The 25840-nt window shown below is 50.2% G+C and carries 23 protein-coding genes, 1 tRNA gene, 1 rRNA gene and 1 pseudogene; 16 read left to right on the top strand and 10 right to left on the bottom strand.

The window, feature by feature from the left end; genetic code table 11:
- Positions 1-32: 32 nt before the first annotated feature.
- The 7 genes from yhdP to csrD form a co-directional block, all read right to left on the bottom strand.
- Positions 33-3833, bottom strand: a complete 3801-nt coding sequence (gene yhdP, locus D6029_RS10000) for an AsmA2 domain-containing protein YhdP (RefSeq protein WP_120064621.1) — start codon at positions 3831-3833, stop codon at positions 33-35.
- Positions 3834-3904: 71 nt separating this feature from the next.
- Complete coding sequence (gene rng, locus D6029_RS10005) at positions 3905-5374, bottom strand: ribonuclease G (protein WP_120064622.1); 1470 nt, start codon at positions 5372-5374, stop codon at positions 3905-3907.
- The gene (locus D6029_RS10010) at positions 5364-5957 is read right to left on the bottom strand and encodes a Maf family protein (RefSeq protein ID WP_120064623.1); all 594 of its coding nucleotides are present in this window, start codon (positions 5955-5957) and stop codon (positions 5364-5366) included. Before D6029_RS10010 ends, rng begins: the two co-directional genes overlap by 11 nt.
- Positions 5958-5965: 8 nt before the next feature.
- Positions 5966-6454, bottom strand: coding sequence for a rod shape-determining protein MreD (gene mreD, locus D6029_RS10015; protein WP_120064624.1), 489 nt, complete (start codon positions 6452-6454; stop codon positions 5966-5968).
- Complete coding sequence (gene mreC / locus D6029_RS10020; protein ID WP_120064625.1) at positions 6454-7479, bottom strand: rod shape-determining protein MreC; 1026 nt, start codon at positions 7477-7479, stop codon at positions 6454-6456. The genes mreD and mreC overlap by 1 nt, the downstream gene beginning before the upstream one ends.
- Before the next feature lie 66 nt (positions 7480-7545).
- Positions 7546-8589, bottom strand: coding sequence for a rod shape-determining protein MreB (gene mreB / locus D6029_RS10025; protein WP_120064626.1), 1044 nt, complete (start codon positions 8587-8589; stop codon positions 7546-7548).
- A 306-nt stretch (positions 8590-8895) separates the two neighbouring features.
- Positions 8896-10836, bottom strand: coding sequence for an RNase E specificity factor CsrD (gene csrD, locus D6029_RS10030; protein ID WP_120064627.1), 1941 nt, complete (start codon positions 10834-10836; stop codon positions 8896-8898).
- A gap of 299 nt (positions 10837-11135) precedes the next feature.
- Between csrD and msrP the strand changes: the two genes are divergently transcribed.
- The 11 genes and pseudogenes from msrP (at position 11136) to fis (ending at position 19800) form a co-directional block, all read left to right on the top strand.
- Positions 11136-12140 carry a protein-methionine-sulfoxide reductase catalytic subunit MsrP gene (gene msrP / locus D6029_RS10035; protein ID WP_120064628.1) on the top strand — a complete coding sequence of 335 codons (1005 nt, stop codon included), beginning with the start codon at positions 11136-11138 and terminating at the stop codon, positions 12138-12140.
- Position 12141: 1 nt separating this feature from the next.
- Positions 12142-12741: a protein-methionine-sulfoxide reductase heme-binding subunit MsrQ gene (gene msrQ / locus D6029_RS10040; protein WP_120064629.1), complete on the top strand. Its 600-nt coding sequence runs from the start codon at positions 12142-12144 to the stop codon at positions 12739-12741.
- 231 nt (positions 12742-12972) lie between these two features.
- On the top strand, positions 12973-13425 hold the full coding sequence (gene aroQ, locus D6029_RS10045; RefSeq protein WP_034459855.1) for a type II 3-dehydroquinate dehydratase: 453 nt from the start codon (positions 12973-12975) through the stop codon (positions 13423-13425).
- A 21-nt stretch (positions 13426-13446) separates the two neighbouring features.
- Positions 13447-13920, top strand: a complete 474-nt coding sequence (gene accB / locus D6029_RS10050; protein ID WP_120064630.1) for an acetyl-CoA carboxylase biotin carboxyl carrier protein — start codon at positions 13447-13449, stop codon at positions 13918-13920.
- A 10-nt stretch (positions 13921-13930) separates the two neighbouring features.
- Positions 13931-15277, top strand: a complete 1347-nt coding sequence (gene accC, locus D6029_RS10055) for an acetyl-CoA carboxylase biotin carboxylase subunit (RefSeq protein WP_120064631.1) — start codon at positions 13931-13933, stop codon at positions 15275-15277.
- Positions 15278-15376: 99 nt separating this feature from the next.
- Entirely contained in the window at positions 15377-15619 is a 243-nt protein-coding gene (locus D6029_RS10060; protein ID WP_120064632.1) for a YhdT family protein, read from the top strand.
- The gene (gene panF / locus D6029_RS10065) at positions 15609-17063 is read left to right on the top strand and encodes a sodium/pantothenate symporter (protein ID WP_120064633.1); all 1455 of its coding nucleotides are present in this window, start codon (positions 15609-15611) and stop codon (positions 17061-17063) included. Before D6029_RS10060 ends, panF begins: the two co-directional genes overlap by 11 nt.
- Positions 17064-17074: 11 nt before the next feature.
- Positions 17075-17956 carry a 50S ribosomal protein L11 methyltransferase gene (prmA, locus tag D6029_RS10070; RefSeq protein ID WP_120064634.1) on the top strand — a complete coding sequence of 294 codons (882 nt, stop codon included), beginning with the start codon at positions 17075-17077 and terminating at the stop codon, positions 17954-17956.
- 42 nt (positions 17957-17998) lie between these two features.
- A pseudogene (locus tag D6029_RS10075) lies at positions 17999-18139 on the top strand (carbonic anhydrase family protein); the annotation flags it as partial.
- A 373-nt stretch (positions 18140-18512) separates the two neighbouring features.
- The gene (gene dusB / locus D6029_RS10080; protein WP_120064635.1) at positions 18513-19478 is read left to right on the top strand and encodes a tRNA dihydrouridine synthase DusB; all 966 of its coding nucleotides are present in this window, start codon (positions 18513-18515) and stop codon (positions 19476-19478) included.
- A gap of 25 nt (positions 19479-19503) precedes the next feature.
- Positions 19504-19800, top strand: a complete 297-nt coding sequence (gene fis / locus D6029_RS10085) for a DNA-binding transcriptional regulator Fis (protein ID WP_003855228.1) — start codon at positions 19504-19506, stop codon at positions 19798-19800.
- 89 nt (positions 19801-19889) lie between these two features.
- Here fis and D6029_RS10090 read toward each other — a convergent pair whose 3' ends face one another.
- Positions 19890-20189 carry a DUF1889 family protein gene (locus tag D6029_RS10090; RefSeq protein WP_120064636.1) on the bottom strand — a complete coding sequence of 100 codons (300 nt, stop codon included), beginning with the start codon at positions 20187-20189 and terminating at the stop codon, positions 19890-19892.
- Positions 20190-20611: 422 nt separating this feature from the next.
- Here D6029_RS10090 and D6029_RS10095 point away from each other — a divergent pair, with 422 nt between their 5' ends.
- The 5 genes from D6029_RS10095 (at position 20612) to D6029_RS10115 (ending at position 25484) form a co-directional block, all read left to right on the top strand.
- A complete protein-coding gene (locus tag D6029_RS10095; RefSeq protein ID WP_034498932.1) occupies positions 20612-20833 on the top strand; it encodes a hypothetical protein in 222 nt (73 codons plus the stop codon).
- A 495-nt stretch (positions 20834-21328) separates the two neighbouring features.
- Entirely contained in the window at positions 21329-22354 is a 1026-nt protein-coding gene (locus D6029_RS10100) for an amino acid ABC transporter substrate-binding protein (RefSeq protein ID WP_120064637.1), read from the top strand.
- Positions 22355-22423: 69 nt separating this feature from the next.
- Entirely contained in the window at positions 22424-23605 is a 1182-nt protein-coding gene (locus D6029_RS10105; protein WP_120064638.1) for an amino acid ABC transporter permease, read from the top strand.
- A 9-nt stretch (positions 23606-23614) separates the two neighbouring features.
- Complete coding sequence (locus D6029_RS10110) at positions 23615-24715, top strand: amino acid ABC transporter permease (protein WP_120064639.1); 1101 nt, start codon at positions 23615-23617, stop codon at positions 24713-24715.
- 10 nt (positions 24716-24725) lie between these two features.
- Complete coding sequence (locus tag D6029_RS10115; protein ID WP_120064640.1) at positions 24726-25484, top strand: amino acid ABC transporter ATP-binding protein; 759 nt, start codon at positions 24726-24728, stop codon at positions 25482-25484.
- A gap of 97 nt (positions 25485-25581) precedes the next feature.
- Here the strand turns inward: D6029_RS10115 and rrf are convergent.
- Positions 25582-25697, bottom strand: a 5S ribosomal RNA gene (gene rrf / locus D6029_RS10120).
- 39 nt (positions 25698-25736) lie between these two features.
- A tRNA-Thr gene (locus D6029_RS10125) sits at positions 25737-25812 on the bottom strand.
- Positions 25813-25840: the final 28 nt, after the last annotated feature.

Below are 25840 nucleotides of genomic sequence, written 5' to 3' on the forward strand. Positions count from 1 at the left end.
TGAGCTTGAGGTAATTCAAGACTCCCGTCAAATCACTTAGCGTCGTTAACTCTCGGCTGACGAAGCACTTCGTTGATTTGTGGTTGATCGACTGGCCCGGTGATGTGGTAGCGCAATACAGAGATTTTGCTCCACAGCGGCCCTAACACTTTGCTGGCCGCAAACACAGCGGCACCAATAATGGGGTTAACCACAAAGGCGGTGGCAACACCGACAGTCGCGGAAATTTCAGGGGCGATAACCGCTTCAACATCGACGCGGCGTTTAACCAAATCGACAGAACCTTTCAAGCCGATATCGGCTTCCAGGCCATCCACCAGCGTATCGTCGCTATGCAGCTGACCGTCTTTAATCCACGCGGTGCTGCGAATGGAGTCAAAATAGAAGCCTTCGCCGAAGGTATCGCTAAAGTCGAATCGCAGTTTACGCATCAACGCATCGACACTCACCAGGCGCAGTAATTGCCCGGCGTGACCGGTGCCCAGGTCAGAAATCTGGCCTTTGCCTAACTTGGTATGCAGGATGCCATTTAATGAAGCCACATCCGGCTGCCACGGTTTATCGCGCCAGTGCAAATCATAATCCACGTCAAACGACGAGCCTTGAATTGGCGTTTTAACCCCGAAGAAGTTGGTCGCTGCATCAAGCTTGTTGCCGTGAAGCTTACCCTTTATGGACGTGCGTTCTTCCGCTGGGCTGTTAACCCATTGCCCCGAACCGGTAAGCCTGGCAAACCCGGTGTCCACTAAGCCATTTTCTAATTCCAGCGTGTTGCCTTTGAAGGCAATATCAGCTTCCATTCGGCCAAATTTTTGCCCCATCAACCAGCATTCAGCGCAACGTAGTTGCACATCAGGCCAGGAGCGGAAATCAACAGAACCGCGCTCATTAAGCAGAGGACGACTCGCTGATTGAGTCGAGTTGCTACTCAAATCCGGGTTTAAATAGAGATACTTGATGGCCGCCCGCCACGGGGCATTATCTTGCATCGTCAGCGAGCCGTTAACTTCGCGCCCTTGCGCTTCAACGCGCGTGCCGCCGGGGATTGCGTGGGAAACCAGACTCAGGTTGTTCCATTGCTGCCCGGCCAGCGTCAGAGAAGGCGTTCGCAATGTGATATTTGAAGGGAATGAGGTTGAACTCCCCACGCTATCAGCCGCGCCCTGACTGAACAGCGCCAGCCACTGCGCACCGTTCATCGCCGGAAGATCGAGTTCCAGCCCTGAGTTATCAGGCAGCGGTGGCGTGGTTTGGCTATTTGAAGCCCAGATAGCGCGATCGAGCGTAAGCTTTTTATTCAGCAACCAGCGGCTGGAGAAATGATTTTTCGCCCCCGCGCTGCCCGTCAGATTGAAACTGTTCAGGTCGCCTTTCACTGCAACTTTCAATGGCTGAGGCTGACCAGCCGCTTTATCGACAGGTGCAGGTAAGTGACTACTTACATTTTTCAGATCCGCATCCACATTGACCTGATAAGTCGCCTGGCCACGATAAGGCAGTTTTATCGCCACATCGCCTTTCCACGGAATATTCCCGCTCAACTCTTTATTGATTGGCTCAGGCAAAATACCCATTTTTGTCGGCTGCCAGTCGCCCAGTAAATTGACACCAATCTGGTAATCCTTTTCGCCAGTTTTGGTATTGAAATCAATAGTTACAGGCTGCTTAAACCACGTCGCTTTCAGCGGTTCGCTGGTCAAATCCCCATTTACAAAGCTGAACTTACCCGTCAGGTTGCTCAGCGTGCTGGAGAGCGGTTTGATCAACAAAGTATTGTTGTTGAGTTGAACATCCCCTTTCGCTGTCGTCATCGTGCCGTCGAGCGGGATATCCAGATGTAAGCGAGCATTCACATCGCCGCCAATCTGGAGCTCATCAAGGGCCGCAGACAAGGAATCTTTAAGCGGCGTGTCTTTGAAATACGGGCCAACCGCGCTGCCGGGGCCGCTTATATCAGAATCAATCAGCAGCTTTTCTTTTGAGTAATCCGGAATAATTGCCGTGAGATTTTTCGCCGTCACACCGCCGAGTTTCACTGCATCAGATTTCATCCACAGACCGTCATTGATGAAATCGAGAGTAATGTTCAGGTTTTCTAACGCTGGCCAGTCTGGCTGGAAGGCAAATTTCGCATTTCGCAGCGGGACGTAGACTTCAAACTGGCCTTCGTTGTGCAGGTATGGGAAAAGATGCGGATTACCACCATAAACCAGAGTTGCGTTATCAGCTTCACCGCCCTGAATCGCACCGCTGAGATAATCCACCAGCTCTTTGCCCATCAGGTTTTCAGGGAAATAACGCCAGGCATCAGCGCCGTTATGGGTACTGATTCCGGCTAAAATGCCCAACCATGGATCGCCGTCAGTCGGCTGGAAATAGCGGAAATCGCCCGTCGCCCAAACTGAGCGAGCTTTAACATCCAGGTTTTTGCCATCAAGTTGGAAACCCTGAGCATTCTTTTGCCATGCAAGGGTTGCGACGCCTCGTTCGACTTCCAGCGGAGCACGGAACACGCCTTCGTATGGCATTTTGGCATCAAGAACTTGCACATTCAGTTGCCCGTGCCCAACGCTTCCTGTCACCGAACCAGAGAAATGCTCAACGCCTGGTAACATCTTCCACTGATTCCAGGTCACATCTTTCCAGCGCCCTTGCATACGGGTGTTTTCGGTTTGCTGAAGAGGAATATCCACCGCCAGTACGTCAATATGCCCGCGCGGTTTCAGAGTGGTCCAAATCTCGCCCAGGTCAGGAGAAATTTTCTCGGCAATGGGCAGCAAGCCGGTGAAACTTTCCAGTTCCATGTTCGTGGCGCGCACGCGCAATTCGTCACTGCGGGTACTTTCTTTCCCGCCGACATCCTGCGGAGCAATCCACGCCAGGGCGAGTGAACCTTTTGGCCAGGTTTTGCCATCAAGCGTGATATTGGTGGAGGGAACAGCAAGGTTCCAGCCCGCGTCAGAACGATTAACGTGGGCCATTAAATTATCAACAGACAACTGATGCGAAGTGCTTTTCCCCGCCCAGCTCGCGCCGCCTTGTTTCAGCCAGACGTTGCCACCGGAAATGTCGCCCTCTTTGACATCCATCCAGGCTTCAAGCGTGAATTCAGCAGTTTGCAAATCGACATTATCTTTCATCCAGCGGCCTAGCCACGGTTTCACGTCAACGTTGTCCGCCTGCAGCCAGACTTTGCCAATATTCAGCAAACCATTTTCGTCACGCAAGTCCATACGCACTTTTGCCAGCCCGTGTTGGCCAGTAAAGCTCGACAAGCTGACAAGCCCTTCTGCGCGGTGGCGATTGTTGGTGTTAAGCCAGGTAAGTTGTGGAATAGCGAGTTCGGCGCGTTGGCCGGAAAGGGTCAGGAAACTCAGCGAGCTGTCGCGCAGATCAAAGTGATCGAACTGGCGTAAAAAGAGATCGTTAATTTTGCCGGGTTCGAATTTACTGTCGCTTTTGTTCTGGCTCAGCGGCGTGTTGGTGTGCAACTGCAACTGATAAAAAGTGAGATCGCGGAATTGCCAGCGAGCGTGTAAGAGGCTTTGCCAGAGATCGAGCGCGAGCGTGACGCGTTTTACGCTGAGTTCGCCACCGTCTTTCAGACCGGCTTTGATATCACGGACATCCAACGTCGGGCCGTAATTTTCCCAGCTTGCTTTTATCTGGCTGGCATCGACGGGCGTGCCCGTCATGGCTTCGATTTTTTCGAGCAGCGCTGGCCGCCAGGCATCGAGATGCGGCAAAACCAGCCGCAAACCACTCACCAGCAGTGCGACGATAACGATAAGCGTTGCGCCAGTGAGTAGCAGAATGCCGGGCAGTCGCCTCACGAATATCTCCTTGTTTACCGCTGGAGCGGAACTCAAATCTGCACTATCTGTGCCGTGAACAGCGCAGCGAGTTACATCATAACGACGTCGAACTGCTCCTGATTATAGAGCGGCTCGATCTGCACTTTGACTTGTTTACCGACAAAAATTTCCACTTCCGCCAGAGAATGAGACTCTTCGCTTTTCAGCGCTTCGCCTACGGCTGGAGAGGCGTAAACCAGGAAACGATCGGAATCATAAGCATGATGCACGCGCACGATTTCACGCATGATTTCGTAGCACACCGTCTCGACTGTTTTGACAGTGCCACGACCATGGCAAGTTGGACAGTCGTTGCAAAGCACATGTTCCACGCTTTCACGGGTGCGTTTACGCGTCATTTCAACTAAGCCGAGCTGCGAGAAACCGTTAATGCTGGTTTTCACACGGTCTTTACTCAGCGCCTGCTCGAGGGAATGCAGCACCCGTCGGCGATGGTCTTCATTACTCATATCAATGAAATCAATAATGATAATGCCGCCCAGGTTACGCAAACGTAACTGGCGGGCAATCGCTTGAGTCGCTTCGATGTTGGTGTTGAAAATTGTATCGTCAAGATTGCGGTGGCCGACAAACGCACCGGTGTTGATATCAACGGTCGTCATCGCTTCAGTTTGATCGATAACTAAATAGCCGCCGGATTTCAGCTCAACTTTGCGTTCCAGCGCGCGCTGAATTTCGTTCTCAACGTCGAACAAATCGAAGATAGGCTGACGACCGCTGTAGTGTTCGATTTTTTCATGCATTTCCGGCATGTATTCTGCGGTGAATTCCAGCAGCATGTCGTAAGTCAGACGGGAGTCGACACGAATACGGTCGAGTGCCGCATCGGCAAAATCACGCAGCACGCGTTGTGCCAGCGCTAATTCACCGTACAGTTGGCAGCGAGTTTTATTACGCTTTTTGCGCTCACTGACTTTCGTCCAGACGCGTTTGAGATAGGCCGCATCTGACGCTAAATCGTCTTCGCAGACGCCTTCAGCGGCGGTACGAATAATGAATCCACCTTGTTCGTCGCAATAGGCGTTAACGACGCGTTTGAGGCGATCACGTTCGGCTTCACTTTCAATACGCTGAGAGACACCAACATGCGAAGCGCCTGGCATAAACACCAAATAACGGGATGGCAGCGTGATATCTGTCGTCAGACGCGCACCTTTAGTGCCGAGCGGGTCTTTCACCACTTGCACCATTAAGTCTTGCCCCTGGCGTACCAGTTCGGAAATATCGCGTACTGTGAAGTTTTTGCGCTCCTCACCCGCCACACATTCGGTATGCGGCATGATGTCAGAAGCGTGAAGAAACGCTGCCTTATCAAGGCCAATATCTACAAATGCCGCCTGCATCCCCGGAAGAACCCGGCTAACACGACCTTTGTAGATATTTCCTACGATCCCGCGACGAGCCTCGCGTTCAATATGAATCTCTTGCAGTATTCCACCATCAATGTAAGCCACCCGAGTTTCCGATGGGGTCACATTGACTAATAATTCAGCCGTCATGTTTTCCTCGTCCATCACGCAATGCGTGAAAATTACTCAGCAATTCATAGGTTTCAACTAGTGGTAAACCGACTACTGCATGATAGCTGCCATTAATCTTCCTGACAAAACAGCCACCAAGCCCTTGAATACCGTATGCACCTGCTTTATCCATAGGTTCACCGCTGGCAACGTAACCGGCGATATCTTGTTCTGATAATGCACGAAATGTCACTTCTGTCGTCACCAGGCAATCCAGCAACGATTCACTATCTGCCAGCGCTACTGCGGTCATGACCTGATGCTGGTTGCCAGACAACATGCGCAGCATCTCAACCGCATGTTGTTCATCTTTTGGTTTTTCCAGCACATTGCCGTTGTAGATAACAATAGTATCTGCACCGAGAACCGGTAAATCCCGTGGAGCGGCAGCAACGCCAGCCCGGGCTTTATCACGCGCCAGACGCACAACATATTGCTGTGCACTTTCATGGCTAAGACGCTGTTCTTCAACATCGGTAATGATGCGCTCAAACGACACGCCCAACTGAGTCAGAAGCTCCTGACGACGCGGGGAACCCGATGCAAGATACAAAGATGTCATGTTAAATCCTATTGCACAGCAAATTGTTGGCGAATTTTACGCATCAACAAGAAAATCCATGGCCAGAGCACGCCATTAACCACGCTGCTCCAGAAGATTTCCGGACGGAAAGAGACGTTGATGACTAAAAATTCAGACCAAAAAACAATGACATCCGTCATCAGTGACAACAGCATAACAACAAGAGCTTGTTGCCACAGCGCAAGATTACGGAATAGCTGATATTTCAACGCCACCAGATAAGCCACGATGCTCAGAGACAACGCCCGCACACCCAGGGTTGAACCGCTGATCAGATCCAGTATGGCACCCACAATAAAACCTGTGCCCACATTTACGCGATGTGGCAATGCCAGAATCCAGTACAACAGGATCAGTAAAACCCAGTCCGGACGATAAACTTTCAAATCGTCAGGCCAGGGCATTACTTGTAATAACAAGGCGATAAGGAAAGAAAGCCAGATTACCCAACGCCCCTGGCTACGATAACTTCCCACTACTGCCCTCCCTGGGTCGCAGGGGCAGGAGAACCGGAGTTCACCGCAGGAGTCTGAACCATTCCCGTTGCCGGAGGTGGAACAGGAGCCGGGGCTGGCGGGCCAACAGAATCAGCCGGCGGTAAAACCTGCGGCATCATTTGCATCAAACGCTCATTGGCAACACGGTGGACTTCTTCCGGCGGCATCGGGGTTTTACCCTCGCGATCCGCTCCCCACAACAGCAGCAAATAACGCAGACGTTGTAAGCCAGCAGTCGGACGCGCCTGAATCACGGTGTAGGCACGCTGAGTGTCCAGTTTCACAGAAGAAACGACACCAACAGGATAACCTTCCGGGAAGCGACCACCCAGACCTGATGTCACCAACACATCGCCGACGCGGATGTCAGTGTTTGCAGGCAAGTGTTCCAGTTGCAGATCGTCAGTGCAGCCGTTACCCGCCGCAATAATGCGAATATCGTTACGCAGAACCTGAATCGGCAGTGCATGGGTCGCATCGCAAATCAGCAAAACACGGCTAGTGAGTTTCGCCACCGCGACAACCTGACCGACAACGCCTTTATCACTAATGACAGGCTGGCCTTCGTAGACCCCGTTCACGCTGCCTTTATCAATAACCACCTGGTCACTGTAAGGATCGTTAACGGTTGAGATAACCTGGGTCACCATTTTTTGCTCATCCTGACGCAACGGTGAGCCAAGCAGTTCACGCAGGCGTGCGTTTTCCTGACGATATTGACCCATCATCAGTAATTCGCTGTTTTTCAGGATCAGTTCCTGACGCAGTGCACGATTTTCGAGTTCTAGCTGATCGCGTGATGCCAGTGTTTGCGAGACGCTGTCGAGCAATTCACGGGGACCATTTGAGACAAAATAGAAAGGGCTGACGGCAGTATCCATATACGTTCTGACCTGGCTGAACGTACCGAGACGGCTATCGGCAATAATGACACCAATCGCCACCAGCACCGCCAGAATCAGGCGAAACTGCAACGAAGGTCCACGGCTAAAAATTGGCTTCATAGGCTATGCGTATTCCAGGGCCATCAAGAAAAGGCAGTGATGAACACTGCCTTTACGTGTGGCTGATTACTCTTCGCTGAACAAGTCGCCGCCGTGCATGTCGATCATTTCCAGTGCCTTGCCACCGCCACGGGCTACGCAAGTCAATGGATCTTCTGCAACTACTACCGGAATGCCTGTTTCTTCCATCAGCAGACGGTCGAGGTTACGCAGCAATGCGCCACCGCCGGTCAGAACCATACCGCGCTCAGAAATATCAGAAGCCAGTTCTGGTGGGCACTGTTCCAGAGCAACCATAACCGCACTCACGATGCCAGTTAATGGCTCTTGCAGTGCTTCAAGGATTTCGTTGGAGTTCAGGGTGAAGCCGCGTGGAACACCTTCAGCCAGGTTACGGCCACGCACTTCGATTTCAAGCACTTCGTCGCCTGGGTAAGCAGAACCGATACCGTGTTTGATACGTTCAGCCGTTGCTTCACCAATCAGTGAACCGTAGTTACGGCGCACATAATTAATGATGGCCTCATCGAAGCGGTCACCACCGATACGGACAGAAGAAGAGTAAACCACGCCATTCAGAGAGATAACGGCAACTTCAGTGGTACCACCGCCGATATCCACAACCATAGAACCGGTTGCTTCAGAAACTGGCAGGCCAGCACCGATAGCCGCAGCCATTGGTTCTTCAATCAAGAAGACTTCACGAGCCCCTGCGCCTTGCGCAGATTCACGGATGGCACGACGTTCAACCTGAGTTGCGCCAACCGGCACACAAACCAGCACGCGCGGGCTTGGGCGCATAAAGCTGTTGCTATGCACTTGCTTAATGAAGTGCTGCAGCATTTTTTCGGTCACGAAGAAGTCGGCGATAACGCCGTCTTTCATTGGACGAATAGCTGCGATGTTGCCAGGGGTACGACCCAGCATCTGTTTAGCGTCATGACCTACGGCCGCAACACTTTTAGGTGAACCGGCACGATCCTGGCGAATGGCCACGACCGATGGCTCATTCAGTACGATGCCTTGTCCTTTTACATAAATCAGGGTATTCGCGGTACCCAGGTCAATGGACAGGTCATTGGAAAACATGCCACGAAATTTTTTCAACATACTAAGGGATAATCCTGAAAGCTGGGGCGGAAACAAAATCCGCTTACTTTACCAACCACTCATTGCAGCGACAAGGCGCATAAATGTTCTGCAATGGTGAAAAATTGTGCAGTTTACTACGACCGTTACACTTTCGACACGTTCATCCTCAAACGCAGAGGAAATAAACAAACGCTGTAGGTTAAACGAACAGTGCAAGGAAGCAAACTGGGTTCATTAGTGCTTTAACAATCTGGTCAGCAGGCGTACTCGCCCCCTTGAGATGCAGCGCGCGTTATTCTACGTGAAATATTTATAAACGGCAGGTTAAACCGAGTATCTTTGCGAATATTTTTTCACGTTGCTGTCGAGTGGTTGAGAGGCCGCAAAAAAATCCCCCTGAGCACCCGCCACGCCTTTCTCCACCAGTGTCTGCCATTCGCCGCGAGTTCTAACACCGACCGCAAAAACTTGTGTTTGAGTCCCGTTACATGCCTCAACCAGGCTTTGAACAAACAGCTGATTTTCGGTTCGTTTCTCTATGTTTCGCACAAGTCCTGGGTGCAGTTTTATCAACTCGACATCCAACTCTTTAATATAAGAGGTGCCTACGACAGTCAAACCCGCCTGGGAAACCGCGACTCTGGCACCCAGCGCTTTAATCAAACGAACCACAGGTTGTAAACGGCTGATGTGTTGACAAACATCTGCCTCTGCAAGTTCAAAAAGAATACGTCGTCGCAAAGATTTTTCAGATTGCATCAGTGCATCACGCAGCCAACGCTGAAAAGGCACGCGGATTAATGATTCAACAGATACCTGAATTGCCAGCGTTTCTTCTGGCCAGAAACCAACTAACGCTAACAAACGCGCAATAGTTTGTCGGTCGTATTGCTCTGATAAACCAAACTGCTTCACCATCGGCAAGTATTCCGCCGCCAGCACTTCTTGCTCACCGTCGAAAATCCGACACATTATTTCCCGATGGTGCACATAACCATCACGCTTCACCGACGGTTTTTGGTAAAAACGCGGGCCGCCACGCTGCAAGACTTGCTCAATTAGCGTACGCCATTTAACGTTGCCGCGCCCTTTTTCCGGCAAACTATCGTCATATACCGACCAGGCGTTGGTTCCCTGCAAAGAAGCGTTTCGAGTCGCGACCTCCGCATTCTCCATCACTTGCTCTTTAGTTTGCCCACTACGCCAGGCACAAATCCCGATGTGCATCATGTCATTGCGGTCGAGCATCCGCGTTGGCGGCAATGAATCAACGGCTTTTAACAACTGGCCTGCGATGCTGTCGGCTTCTTTTAATGTGCGATGCGGCAACAGAACGGCAAAATCGCTGCGGAAGTAGCGTGCCAGTAAAGCCCCCGGATAGCGCATCACGAATGTCGATAACATATTAATAATGGTAAACAGATACTCTTCTACGGCACTTCTACCCCATGTTTCATGCAGGGTGTCGAAATCAGGCAGACGAATGATCATCACCACGCCGTGCGCGCCAACTTGTTCTTGTTCATCAAGTAACGTGGCTAACTGGTTATCAAAGAACAGGCGATTATTGAGGCCAGTTTTCGCATCTTGCGCAGCAAAGGCACGAATAAGCGTATCCATTCTGCTGCGTTGATCGCTGGCGTTTTGCAGGTCGGAGAGCAGCAAATCAAGCGCGCTGCTGGCTTGAGGCGGCCACTCCAGCACCGAACCACGCGCCCCAACGCCACGCTCGCCATTGAGAATACGGCGCGCTCTGTCTTCAAGTAATTCTTGCCCGGCAAGTTGCTTTTTCATCCAGCGAATAGCAAAGAACAGCACGATAAGCATCAAGCCGACCGTGATTGAAAGCGGCACCGTCGTAAATAAAGAGTTGTAGTAATTCGCCACCGGATCGCGATACGTCAGGCTCAGAAACATCCCCGGATGCTTCATTAATTCAACGCTGACGGTGCGAAAGCTGTAGCTGTTTCCCAACAAGCGATAAGTTTGAGTCAGTTGGTGCTGATAAACCGTTTTATCGCCAATTTTAAAATCGACTTCAGTGATATCTATGGGAACCATGACTTCGTTGAGGCGTTTGATTAAAGCCTCTGGGGAATTTGAAACCAGTTCATTATCAATGATGGTGGCAACCGCAGCCACGCGTTGATGCACTTTATAATGCATCGCATTAAAGAAGCTTAATGAGCACCCCACCAGCGTCACAAAAATCGCGAGGCCGGTTAGCAGCGTCATAAAAGCAGAAAGTTTCGTCGTTAATCGCATCCTTGTGTTAACTCCGTCTGGTGAAAAAAACCCGCCATAACACCCTAAGGCCTGACCTGATGCGGCATTACATAGTAAAAGCGCTAGCCTGGCAAACGCAGTGAACAGATATTCACCCTTTGTTGCACACGGCATGCTTTACACATCAGATTTCAAGTATAGCCTTCAACCCTCTTTTTCCCATGTATGCGGATTCAGCGCTTCCAGGGAATGTCTAATTTTCAATTTTTTGTGACATATTCGCAGGCTCGTGCGTTCTCCGTCATGCTTAACTTAATAAAGAAACGCTGGAGAATAAGATGAAAAAAGTCACGCGCTTAACTGAAGCCGATGTCACAGCTGAATCCGTTTTCATGATGAAACGCCGCCAGGTGCTCAAAGCACTGGGCATAAGTGCGGCGGCTCTCTCCCTTCCTCAAACTGCACATGCGGATATTCTCTCCTGGTTTAAAGGAAACGACAGGCCACCCGCTCTGTCGGGAAAACCGCTGCAATTCAGCCAACCTGAGCAATGGCAGGCCAAGCTCGCCATGACGCCGGAAGATAAAGTCACCGGATACAACAATTTCTACGAGTTCGGCCTCGACAAAGCCGACCCTGCGGCCAACGCCGGTAGCCTCAAAACCGATCCGTGGAAAGTCACGATTAGTGGTGAAGTTGCCAAACCCATGACGCTGGATTTGGACGATCTCTACAAAAAACTCACCCTTGAGGAACGCATCTATCGCATGCGCTGCGTCGAAGCGTGGTCGATGGTGGTGCCGTGGATTGGTTTCCCACTTAGCAAATTACTGGCGATGGTTGAACCCACCAGCAATGCGAAGTATGTCGCATTCGAAACGCTTTACGATCCGGAACAAATGCCAGGGCAAAAAGACCGTTTTATTGGCGGCGGGTTGAAATATCCCTATGTCGAAGGTCTGCGCCTGGATGAAGCGATGAATCCGCTGACTCTATTGACCGTTGGCGTGTATGGCAAAGCGCTGCCGCCACAAAACGGGGCGCCGATTCGCCTCACCGTGCCGTGGAAATATGGATTTAAAGGGATTAAGTCGATTGTCAGTATCAAACTGGTGAGCGAGTTACCGCCGACAACCTGGAATATGATCGCGCCCAACGAATATGGTTTTTATGCCAACGTTAATCCAAACGTCGATCACCCGCGCTGGTCGCAGGCCAGTGAACGATTCATCGGTTCAGGTGGCGTGTTAGACGTTAAACGCCAGCCAACGCTGCTGTTTAACGGGTATGCCGATCAGGTCGCTTCATTGTATCGCGGCTTAAATCTGAAGGAGAATTTCTAAGGTGAGATTAACGGCGAAGCAAATTACGTGGCTTAAAGTGGTGCTGCATCTCGCCGCCTTCTTGCCTTTCATGTGGCTTTTTTATGCGGCGAGCCAGGGGCTTTTGAGCGCTGACCCGGCAAAAGACATTCAGCATTTTACCGGCAGGATGGCGCTGAAATTATTGCTGGCAACGCTTTTGGTCACACCGCTGGCCCGCTACGGTAAACAGCCGCTGCTGATTCGTACCCGCCGTCTGTTGGGATTATGGTGCTTTGCCTGGGCGACGCTTCATTTAACCAGCTACGCGATGCTCGAGTTGGGCATCAACAATCTTGGACTGCTTGGCCGGGAGCTGGTGACGCGTCCCTATTTAACTTTAGGAATAATATGCTGGCTGGTGCTGTTATTATTGGCCGCAACATCGACCCAGGCTTTACAACGAAAATTGGGGCCGCGTTGGCAAAAGCTGCACAACTTCGTCTATCTTGTCGCCATCCTCGCACCTGTTCATTATCTTTGGTCGGTGAAGGTGATTTCCCCGCAGCCACTGCTCTATACTTTGGGTGCTATCGTCCTGCTGGCCTTGCGCTACAAGAAATTTAAGCTGTGGCTGCGTTAATAACTGAAACGTGCTCCTGCCTGCAAAAAGTGATCAACTCGCCGCTTAAAAAGGATATGAGTTGATCATCTTCCCTGATAAGACCAGTATTTAGCTGCCAAATGCTACGAAATCGTTATAATGTGCGACTTTGGTTTTTCTGACAGGCCATTTTCTGGCTCTGAAGGTGACAACCGAGCAACTTAGGTATATTTTGTAAAATACCTACAAATTGCAGGAGATGGCAGCACGATGTCGGCTAACTTTCACATTTTGCTTTTGAACGGTCCGAACCTTAACATGCTGGGAACACGCGAGCCTGAGAAGTACGGCACGCTGACTTTAGCGCAAATTGTTAACTCGCTCGAAGAAGAAGCGAAAACGTTAAATGTCTCGTTCAGCCACCTGCAATCAAATGCGGAATATGAGTTGATCGACCGAATTCATCAGGCTAAAGACACTGTCGATTTTATTCTGATTAATCCGGCCGCGTTTACCCATACCAGTGTTGCGTTGCGTGACGCCTTGTTGGCCGTGGATATCCCGTTTATCGAGATCCACCTCAGCAATGTTCATGCGCGTGAGCCGTTCCGCCATCATTCATATCTTTCTGATAAAGCGGTTGGTGTCATCTGCGGATTAGGCGCTGACGGCTATTCATATGCACTACAGACGGCGGTAAAACGCTTGTCAAAATCCATCTAAACAAGAGTACGGAACCCACTCATGGATATTCGTAAGATTAAAAAACTGATCGAGCTGGTTGAAGAATCAGGCATCTCCGAACTGGAAATTTCTGAAGGCGAAGAGTCTGTTCGTATCAGTCGTGCACCGGCAAACGCTGGTTACCCGATGATGCAACAGGCTTATGCAGCTCCAATGTACCAGCCGCAGCCAAGCCTGGCTGGCGCTGTTGCTCCTGCCGCATCACCGGTAATGGAAGCGCCAGCGGCTGCTGAAGTCAGTGGTCACATCGTGCGTTCCCCAATGGTCGGTACTTTCTACCGCACACCAAGCCCGGATGCTAAGTCATTTGTTGAAGTTGGCCAGAAAGTGAACGTTGGCGACACTCTTTGCATCGTTGAAGCGATGAAAATGATGAACCAGATCGAAGCTGACAAAGCCGGTGTGGTGAAAGCCATCCTGGTTGAAAACGGTCAACCGGTTGAATTTGACGAGCCGCTGGTCGTCATCGAGTAACGAGGCGAACATGCTGGATAAAATTGTCATCGCAAACCGTGGCGAGATTGCTCTGCGTATTCTTCGTGCCTGTAAAGAACTGGGCATCAAGACTGTCGCTGTGCACTCCACCGCGGACCGCGATTTAAAACACGTTTTGCTGGCGGATGAGACTGTTTGTATCGGTCCTGCTCCGTCCGTAAAAAGCTATCTGAATATCCCGGCTATCATCTCTGCGGCAGAAATTACTGGCGCGGTGGCGATTCACCCGGGTTACGGCTTCCTGTCTGAAAACGCCAACTTTGCTGAGCAAGTTGAGCGTTCAGGCTTTATCTTCATCGGCCCACGTGCTGAAACTATTCGCCTGATGGGCGATAAAGTTTCTGCAATCAATGCCATGAAGAAAGCTGGCGTACCTTGCGTACCAGGTTCTGACGGCCCACTGGACGGCGATATGGATAAAAACCGTGCCCATGCGAAACGCATCGGTTATCCGGTTATTATCAAAGCGTCTGGCGGCGGCGGCGGTCGTGGTATGCGCGTTGTACGTGGCGATGCAGACCTGGAACAATCCATTAATATGACCCGTGCGGAAGCAAAAGCTGCTTTCAACAACGACATGGTCTATATGGAGAAGTACCTCGAAAACCCACGTCACATCGAGATTCAAGTTCTTGCTGATGGCCAGGGTAAAGCGATTTATCTGGCGGAACGTGACTGCTCTATGCAGCGTCGTCACCAGAAAGTTGTTGAAGAAGCGCCAGCACCAGGCATCACGCCTGAACTGCGTAAATTCATCGGTGAACGCTGCTCTAAAGCGTGTATCGACATCAACTATCGCGGCGCGGGTACTTTCGAGTTCCTGTTCGAAAACGGTGAGTTCTACTTCATTGAGATGAACACCCGTATTCAGGTTGAGCACCCGGTAACAGAAATGATCACCGGCGTTGACTTGATCAAAGAACAACTTCGCATTGCAGCTGGGCAGCCACTGTCTATCAAGCAAGAAGACGTTCAGGTTCGTGGCCATGCGGTTGAATGCCGTATCAACGCCGAAGACCCGAATACCTTCCTGCCAAGCCCTGGTAAAATTACTCGCTGCCATGTGCCGGGTGGTTTTGGTGTACGTTGGGAATCGCATATTTATTCCGGCTACACCGTTCCTCCATACTACGATTCAATGATCGCGAAGCTCATCTGTTACGGTGAAACTCGTGAAGTGGCAATCGCTCGTATGAAGAACGCCCTGGCGGAACTGATCATCGATGGCATCAAAACCAACGTTGATTTGCAGACTCGCATCATGAACGATGAAAACTTCCAGCACGGTGGGACTAACATCCACTATCTGGAGAAGAAACTGGGTCTTCAGGACTAAGTTTCCGCAGTCAACATCGCTAAAAGGCCGGATATCCGGCCTTTTTCTTTTTTGGCTATGCGTTACAATCGCCGCTTTCCGCCAACTCAAGGGACAACAATGGACGCGCGTTTTGTTCAGGCCCATAAAGAAGCCCGCTGGGCACTTTGGCTCACCCTTCTCTATCTTGCAGCATGGTTAGTGGCTGCTTACTTACCTGGTAACGAAATCGGCCTAACCGGTCTCCCGCACTGGTTTGAAATGGCGTGCCTGTTAGTGCCTCTGCTTTTCATTCTGCTGTGCTGGGCGATGGTAAAACTCATCTTCCGTGATATTCCGCTGGAGGATGATCATGCAGCTTGAAGTCATTTTGCCGCTGGTGGCGTATTTATTAGTGGTTTTTGGCATTTCGATGTATGCCATGAAGCGACGCACCACGGGTAACTTCCTCAACGAATATTTCCTCGGCAGTCGTTCAATGGGCGGGTTCGTGTTAGCGATGACGCTCACCGCGACCTACATTAGCGCCAGTTCGTTTATTGGCGGCCCTGGCGCGGCCTATAAATATGGCCTCGGCTGGGTTTTGCTGGCGATGATCCAGCTTCCAGCGGTGTGGTTGTCACTGGGAATTCTGGGTAAGAAGTTCGCTATTTTGGCTCGCCGTTATAACGCCGTGACCCTGAACGACATGCTTTACGCGCGTTATCAAAGCCGCCTGCTCGTCTGGCTCGCCAGTATTAGCCTGTTAGTGGCTTTTGTCGGTGCCATGACCGTGCAGTTCATCGGCGGTGCCCGCCTGCTGGAAACCGCAGCCGGTATTCCTTACGAAACAGGCTTGCTGATTTTTGGCATCAGTATCGCGCTTTACACCGCTTTTGGCGGCTTCCGTGCCAGCGTGCTTAATGACGCAATGCAAGGCATGGTGATGCTGGTCGGCACGATTTTACTGTTAGTGGGCATCGTTCACGCTGCGGGTGGTTTGCACAACGCGGTAGATACGCTCCAGCATATTGACCCTAAACTCGTTTCACCGCAGGGCGCAGACGACATTCTTTCACCAACGTTTATGACGTCGTTCTGGGTTCTGGTTTGTTTCGGGGTGATTGGCCTGCCGCACACGGCGGTGCGTTGCATCTCTTATAAAGACAGCAAAGCCGTACACCGTGGCATTATTCTCGGCACCATTGTGGTGGCGATTCTGATGTTTGGTATGCATCTGGCGGGCGCTTTAGGCCGCGCAGTCATACCCGATTTGAAAGTGCCGGATCTGGTTATCCCAACGTTGATGGTGACTGTGTTACCACCCTTCGCCGCCGGGATCTTCCTTGCTGCACCGATGGCTGCGATCATGTCGACAATTAACGCCCAATTGCTGCAATCATCGGCTACGATCGTTAAAGATCTGTATTTGAATATGCATCCGGAACAGATCCACAACGAGACGCGCCTGAAAAGAATGTCATCGGTTATCACGCTGATTCTGGGTGCGCTGTTGCTGCTTGCCGCATGGCGTCCACCAGAGATGATCATCTGGCTGAATTTACTGGCGTTCGGTGGACTCGAAGCCGTGTTCCTGTGGCCGTTAGTATTGGGCTTGTATTGGGAGCGTGCCAATGCGGCAGGCGCACTGAGCGCAATGATTGTCGGTGGCGGCCTGTACGCAGTGCTGGCGAGCTTCAAAATCCAGCTATTTGGCTTCCACCCGATTGTGCCATCGTTATTACTAAGTTTGCTGGCGTTCCTGGTGGGCAACCGTTTCGGTCAGCCCGTTCCTGTTCCAGCACTCGTTTCAACTACTGATAAATAAAGAGTTTCGCTATGCCATGGATTCAACTGAAAATTAATACCTCGGGCGGGAACGCTGAAGAACTCGGCGATGCGCTGATTGAAAGCGGCGCGGTTTCCGTGACCTTTCAGGATACTCATGACACGCCAGTATTCGAGCCATTACCAGGCGAAACCCGTTTGTGGGGCGATACCGATGTGATTGGCCTGTACGACGCTGAATCAGACATGAAAGAAGTGGTGGCAATTCTAGAGAACTGCCCGCTGCTGAGTGTCGGTTTCCCACATAAAATCGAGCAACTTGAAGACAAAGACTGGGAACGTGAATGGATGGATAACTTCCACCCGATGCGTTTTGGCCAGCGTCTGTGGATTTGCCCGAGCTGGCGCGATGTGCCAGACCCTAACGCCGTGAACGTGATGCTCGACCCGGGTCTGGCGTTTGGTACTGGCACGCATCCGACCACATCGCTGTGTCTTGAGTGGCTTGATAGTTTAGATTTGGCAGGCAAAACCATCATTGATTTCGGTTGCGGCTCCGGCATCCTCGCCATCGCTGCATTGAAATTGGGTGCGGCTAATGCCATTGGTATCGATATCGACCCGCAAGCGATTCAAGCCAGCCGTGATAATGCAGAGCGCAACGGTGTTTCTGACCGCCTGGAGCTGTATTTACCGCAAGACCAGCCAGAAGCCATGAGCGCCGATGTCGTGGTCGCTAACATCCTGGCAGGCCCATTACGTGAGTTAGCGCCATTAATCAGCGTGCTGCCGGTTCAGGGCGGTTTCCTGGGGCTTTCTGGCATTCTGGCGAGCCAGGCTGAGAGCGTTTGCGAAGCGTATCAGGACAAATTCACTTTAGATCCGGTCGCTGAAAAAGAAGAATGGTGCCGCATCACAGGCTTCAAACGTTAAATATTTCCTCTAAAGTGGCCATCTGGCCACTTTTCTAAACGCTGTTCGGAAGGTGTCCGTTGGCTGGTGATGAAACACCCTGTAACCCTGTCTGAGCAACAATTGAAACAATTCACCTCAGTTATGCATCACGATAATAACCGCCCTGTACAGCCGTTACATGGCCGCGTTGTTGTTGAATAAATAGTCTACTGACGGGGTTTCGACCCCGTTTTCATTTGGACTCAGCCCATTACATGTTAGCTATTCGTTGCAGAAAAATGAGATTCCACTCACACAAAAATGCATAAATAGATGAACAAAGCAGCAGTTTATAGGGTGACAGTCGCTTGAATTGGTGCACTTCGCTTCTCAGTTTTACAAAATTCAAAAAGAGCATAAATAAACCAAAACCACCTAACATAATGATAATTATAATTAATTTTAATTGGTCACTATTATGTATGCGGATTCATTGATCTACGACAGCTGATTGTTCAAAGTTTGGCCTTTCATCTGAGGTCAAAAATGCGTAATATACGCCGCCTTGCAGGCAAGTATGGTCATTTCTTAACTCATGCGCATTGGACAACACCAGCTCAGAAATCGACTGATTGCAGCACCTATGGCTGGCATCACTGACAGACCATTCAGAACGCTGTGTTACGAGATGGGGGCCGGGCTAACCGTTTCCGAGATGATGTCCTCTAACCCTGAAGTTTGGGCGAGTGATAAGTCACGTTTACGGATGGTTCACGTGAATGAACCAGGTATTCGCACCGTGCAAATTGCCGGTAGTGACCCTGACGAGATGGCAGAGGCCGCACGCATTAACGTGGCTAATGGCGCCCAGATTATTGATATCAATATGGGATGCCCAGCAAAGAAAGTGAATCGTAAGCTTGCGGGTTCCGCTCTTCTGCAATACCCGAGTCTGGTGAAGTCTATCCTGACAACGGTTATTAACGCAGTTGATGTTCCTGTCACACTGAAGATTCGCACTGGCTGGGATACGGCGCACCGTAACTGTGAAGAGATTGCCCAACTGGCTGAAGACTGTGGCATTCAGGCTCTGACAATTCATGGACGCACCCGCGCCTGTTTATTTCAGGGAGATGCTGAATACGACAGCATTCGGGCAGTTAAGCAGAAAGTTTCCATTCCGGTAATCGCGAATGGTGACATTACTGACCCGCTTAAAGCCAGAGCTGTGCTGGACTACACAGGGGCTGATGCTCTTATGATAGGACGCGCGGCTCAGGGAAGACCCTGGATCTTTCGGGAAATCCAGTATTATCTGGACACTGGAGAGCTGCTTCCTCCACTGCCTCTGGCAGAGGTGAAGCGCTTACTTTGCGGGCACATTCGCGAACTTCATGACTTTTATGGTCATGCAAAGGGATACCGAATTGCTCGTAAACACGTCTCCTGGTACTTACAGGAACACGCTCCAAATGACCAGTTTCGGCGCACATTCAACGCCATTGAGGATGCAAGCGAACAGCTTGAGGCGTTGGAGGCATACTTCGAAAATCTTGCGTAATTAGAAATAAAGAGCTGACAGAACTATGTTCGAACAACGCGTAAATTCTGACGTACTAACCGTTTCAACCGTTAACTCACAAGATCAGGTTACCCAAAAACCTCTGCGTGACTCTGTGAAACAGGCACTGAAGAACTATTTTGCTCAACTGAATGGTCAAGATGTTAGTGATCTGTATGAGCTGGTATTGGCTGAAGTAGAGCAGCCATTGTTGGACATGGTGATGCAATACACCCGTGGCAACCAAACCCGCGCTGCCCTGATGATGGGCATCAACCGTGGCACGCTGCGTAAAAAATTGAAAAAATACGGCATGAACTGATACTAATCAGTTAACTTGTTGTTTAAAAAGGCGCTACTCGGCATGGGGAAGCGCCTTTTTTAATGCTCGTGATATACCGAGTGATAAACTTAGACCAGCTCTCGGAGCTGTTCCTTCATGTAAGAAGAAAAGTATTCAGGGTTTTTTATTACTATACGGTTACCGGACTCAATTTTTTCAGCCCACCCAGCAACTTTTGCTGTAAATTCAGGGCTCCATCCCTCCTGCGCCCCTCTTTCCTTAACATAGGTTGCGCTGGCTGGTACCCCTAACTCTTTCAGATACTTAAACATTCCCTTAACTGTACTTTCGTCCATCGGTTGTGGCGTTGAAGCGGAGGTATTCATACCGCTAATGTAGTCCAATGCTTTTTCAATAACAGCTGGCATATTCTTATCCTTAAAATTAACCCTGTATTAAACGAGTCTGTACTACACACTGACACCCTCAGTTAACCATGTGATTTGAAAGCTTACCATTCCTGGAAAAGTACCCTTTTCATAGTTGTGATGTACCGAACACTTCCTGAGGTATTGGATGCCTTTGAATACGAAGGATGTGCTTTTTTTAAGCGTTTAATTCCAGAAAATGATCAACGCCTGACTTCATTATCTCTCCATATTTTTGATGCTTTCGCTCCCTTTTCTCCACTTTGTTTACACAGCACATGAATTGCAATTATTCCCTTCTCCTCGCAAAGCATGCAGCGGTGATAAAATCACCACATTCACTCTGGTTCAGGTTTGTAGATATCCCGTAGCCTTCGGGCGCGAGTTATCCCTCACCGGGGTTTGCTTCAATGAGGTTCCAAATGAAAAAGTTAATTGCTGCTGCGTTGCTTTCAACACTTCTGGCGGGTTGTGCAACCGAGTCACCTTGTGTACCTGTTTATGACGATCAGGGCCGTCTGGTGCACACTAATACCTGCATGAAAGGGACAACGCAGGATAACTGGGAAACCGCAGGCGCAATCGCCGGTGGTGCCGCTGCGATTGCTGGTTTGACGCTGGGTATCGTTGCGTTAACCAAATAAGCATTCCATTCGATTTAGAAAAAGCGCGCCTTTGAAAGGTGCGCTTTTTTATTGGGAATGATTTGGCTGCATCGTTTGAGTGCAAACACTTCATTTTTTAGTCTCACCCTCTGCTTTTGAAGCGTGAAACAAATCACTCAGTTTCATGTTCTTTTGTTTTATTGCATCACGCGCCGTGATGCTTCTCACATCCCAGCACCAATAGCACCCTCGCTAATATTAACGTCAGAAATTACTAATTTTCATATGATCTAAAACTGAAACTTTTTTGTGCCGAAATGTGGCGTAGGTTTCATTTTTGCACCGTTTCAGGGCGCTGCGAGCGATTTTTCCTGTCTACACTCTGCTAACTGCGACGCGTGGTACACGCATATCACGACTCGCAATCTTGGCACTCCCTTTGCTTTATCCAGACTGGCAGATGCCACAGACAGGAAAACGGTGCCACGCAAGCACCAATACTTATAACGATAATTTCGCCACACAGGATGCATTATGAAAAAGACAATACTCTCCACTCTGGTCGCAGCCGGTGCATTATTCGCGATCGTCGGCCAAGCTCACGCTGGTACCTCGTTTGAAGCGGTTAAAAAGAAAGGTTTTGTGCAATGCGGAATCAGCGATGGCCTGCCTGGGTTTTCCTATGCTGATGCCAATGGCAAGTTTACCGGCATTGATGTGGACGTTTGTCGCGGTGTTGCGGCTGCGGTATTTGGTGATGCATCGAAAGTTAAATACACCCCGCTGACCGCCAAAGAGCGCTTTACTGCACTGCAATCTGGCGAAGTGGACATTCTGTCGCGTAACACCACATGGACCTCCTCGCGTGATGCGGGCATGGGCATGATGTTTACTGGCGTCACTTATTACGACGGCATCGGCTTCCTGACGCACAATAAAGCAGGCCTGAAGAGCGCGAAAGAACTCGATGGCGCAACGGTATGTATTCAGGCAGGTACGGATACTGAATTGAACGTCGCGGACTACTTCAAAGCGAACAATATGAAGTATACCCCGGTCACATTTGACCGCTCTGATGAATCCGCTAAAGCGCTGGAATCAGGCCGCTGCGATACCCTGGCTTCTGACCAGTCCCAGCTTTATGCCCTGCGCATCAAATTAAGCACGCCTGGCGAGTGGATCGTTCTTCCTGAAGTGATTTCCAAAGAACCGCTGGGTCCGGTCGTGCGCCGTGGTGATGAAGAGTGGTTCTCAATTGTGCGCTGGACGCTGTTTGCAATGCTGAACGCCGAAGAAATGGGCGTGGATTCTAAAAACGTCGATCAGATGGCTGCCAACCCGACAACGCCGGATATGGCGCACTTGTTAGGTAAAGAAGGTGATTTCGGTAAGGACCTGAAGCTCGATAATAAATGGGCATACAACATCGTTAAACAGGTGGGTAACTACGCTGAAATCTTTGAACACAACGTGGGTTCTGATAGCCCGTTGAAGATCAAACGTGGGCAAAATAATCTGTGGAACAAAGGTGGCATTCAGTACGCACCACCGGTTCGCTAAGCGAGACGTCAAAATGGGCACTACTGCGGTAGTGCCCAGGGTTTGAGTTTATGTTATTGAGGTTCGCTTATGTCCCATCGCCGCCCACTCGTAAAAGGGGATATCTCCTTTTCAAATCCTGCGGTTCGTGCGTGGCTGTACCAGATTATCGCGGTCATCATCGTCGCGGGCATCGCTATTTATCTGGTACACAACACCGTCACCAACCTTAGCAACCGTGGCATTACCTCCGGTTTTGCATTTCTTGATCGCAGCGCAGGCTTCGGTATCGTTCAGCATCTTATTGATTATGAGCAGGGTGATACCTATGGACGGGTGTTTGTTGTCGGCTTGCTGAACACGCTGTTGGTTTCCGCGTTGTGCATAGTATTTGCTTCATTTCTCGGTTTCTTTCTCGGGTTAGCCAGGCTTTCCGATAACTGGCTGCTGCGCAAGCTTTCGACTTTTTATATCGAGACGTTCCGTAATATCCCGCCATTGTTGCAGATTTTCTTCTGGTATTTTGCGGTGCTGCGTAACTTACCAGGTCCTCGTCAGGCGGTTAACGCATTCGATTTACTCTTTCTGAGTAACCGTGGGCTTTATATTCCGTCGCCACAAATTGGTGAAGGTGCTCTGGCCTTTATTGCTGCTATTGCGGCTGCCTTGATCCTTTCTGCATGTCTCTATCGCTATAACAAAATGCACCAGATTAAAACCGGGCAGTTGCGCCGTACATGGCCTATTGCTTTGGGTTTGTTGGTACTGCTGCCGCTTATTGCTCAATGGCTCTTCGGCGCAGCGCTACATTGGGACGTTCCGGCTTTGCGCGGTTTTAATTTCCGTGGCGGGATGGTGCTCATTCCTGAGCTTGCAGCATTAACCCTGGCATTATCTGTTTATACATCAGCGTTTATTGCCGAGATCATTCGTGCCGGGATTCAGTCTGTGCCATATGGCCAGCATGAAGCAGCACGCTCGTTAGGGATCCCAAACCCGGTCACATTACGCCAGGTCATCATTCCTCAGGCAATGCGCGTGATCATTCCACCGCTGACCAGCCAGTATCTCAACATCGTGAAAAACTCATCGCTGGCAGCCGCTATTGGCTATCCGGATATGGTTTCTTTATTTGCCGGAACGGTGCTCAACCAGACTGGCCAGGCCATTGAAACCATTGCTATAACGATGTCGGTTTACCTGATTATCAGCCTGACGATTTCACTTCTGATGAATATCTATAACCGGCGAATTGCCCTGATTGAGCGCTAAGGAATCATGATGACTAAAGCATTAACGTCACATCACACGCGCCCAGTAGCCGTTCGTTCTGGGGCAGTGCAATGGGCTCGTAAAAATCTATTTTCCAGCTGGTCTAATAGCTTATTGACCATTTTCTGTTTGTGGATGATGTGGGAGCTGATCCCACCATTGTTAAACTGGACGATTTTCCAGGCAAACTGGGTCGGTGATAGCCGAGCTGATTGCACCAAAGAAGGCGCTTGCTGGGTGTTTATCCATGCACGTTTTGGGCAATTTATGTATGGGCTTTATCCGCACGATCAGCGCTGGCGCATTAATCTGGCGCTGCTGATTGGCCTGGCTTCCATTGTTCCGATGTTCTGGAATGCAATGCCACGCAGGGGGCGATATATCGCGGTATGGGCAGTCGTCTATCCGTTGGTTGTCTGGGGATTATTGTACGGTGGTTTTTTGGGGCTGGATCGTGTCGAAACACGCCAGTGGGGCGGGTTAACGCTAACGTTGATCATTGCCTCCGTTGGGATAGCCGGAGCATTACCGCTGGGGATCTTATTGGCATTAGGGCGTCGTTCAACAATGCCCGTCGTCAGAATTTTGTCAGTCGTATTTATTGAGTTCTGGCGCGGTGTGCCGCTCATTACCGTGTTGTTTATGTCATCCGTCATGCTGCCGCTGTTTCTATCAGAAGGAACAAGCATCGACAAACTCATCCGTGCATTGGTTGGCGTGATTTTGTTCCAGTCAGCTTATGTCGCAGAAGTGGTACGTGGCGGCTTACAGGCACTTCCAAAAGGGCAATATGAAGCAGCTGAATCTCTGGCGCTGGGATACTGGAAAACTCAGGGATTGGTGATCCTTCCGCAGGCATTAAAGATGGTCATTCCAGGTTTGGTTAACACCATCATTGCTCTCTTTAAAGACACCAGCCTGGTGATCATTATTGGCCTGTTTGATCTATTCAGCAGCGTGCAACAAGCCACCGTGGATCCCGCATGGCTAGGCATGTCGACCGAAGGGTATGTTTTTGCCGCACTTATCTACTGGATTTTCTGTTTCAGCATGTCGCGCTACAGCCAGCATCTTGAAAAACGTTTTAACACCGGAAGAACACCGCATTGAGGATGAATAAATGAGTCAAATTACTATGCAACCCGCTGATGCGATGATCATGCTGGAGAATGTGAATAAATGGTACGGGCAGTTTCACGTACTGAAAGATATCAATCTTAAGGTCAAGCAAGGAGAACGCATTGTTCTGTGCGGCCCTTCCGGTTCAGGTAAATCAACAACGATTCGCTGCATTAACCATCTGGAAGAGCATCAACAGGGACGTATTGTCGTTGATGGAACCGAGTTGAACGATGACTTACGCAATATAGAAAAGGTGCGGACGGAAGTTGGGATGGTGTTTCAGCACTTTAATCTTTTCCCACATCTGACCGTTTTGCAAAACTGCACATTGGCTCCGATTTGGGTACGAAAGATGCCTAAGAAAGAAGCTGAAGCGTTAGCTATGCATTATCTGGAAAGAGTACGTATTGCTGAGCATGCTCATAAATTCCCTGGGCAAATATCCGGTGGTCAACAGCAACGCGTGGCGATTGCACGTTCCCTATGCATGAAACCTAAGATCATGCTGTTTGACGAACCGACTTCGGCACTTGACCCAGAGATGGTTAAAGAAGTGCTGGATACGATGATTGGGCTGGCTGAATCGGGTATGACGATGTTGTGCGTCACGCACGAAATGGGCTTTGCTAGAACCGTGGCCGACAGGGTTATCTTTATGGATCGTGGCGAAATTGTTGAACAAGCTCCACCGGATGAGTTCTTTGCTCACCCGAAATCAGAACGTACACGAGCTTTCTTATCGCAGGTTATTCATTGATATTAAAAGCTAAAGGCCACTTGAGTGGCCTTATTTTTCTGACAAAAATCCATAACAAAAAGGCCATCCTTGCGGATGGCCTTTTTGTTTATTTGAAGCCTGGCAGTTCCCTACTCTCGCATGGGGAGACCCCACACTACCATCGGCGCTACGGCGTTTCACTTCTGAGTTCGGCATGGGGTCAGGTGGGACCACCGCGCTACTGCCGCCAGGCAAATTCTTTATCAAGCCGCCGAACATTAACCTAAAAACTGGTGCTGATACCCAGAGTCGAACTGGGGACCTCACCCTTACCAAGGGTGCGCTCTACCAACTGAGCCATATCAGCACACTTTAATTTGGAGCCTGGCAGTTCC

Origin of the sequence: Buttiauxella izardii (assembly GCF_003601925.1) — a bacterium.
Classification (GTDB): Bacteria; Pseudomonadota; Gammaproteobacteria; order Enterobacterales; family Enterobacteriaceae; genus Buttiauxella; species Buttiauxella izardii.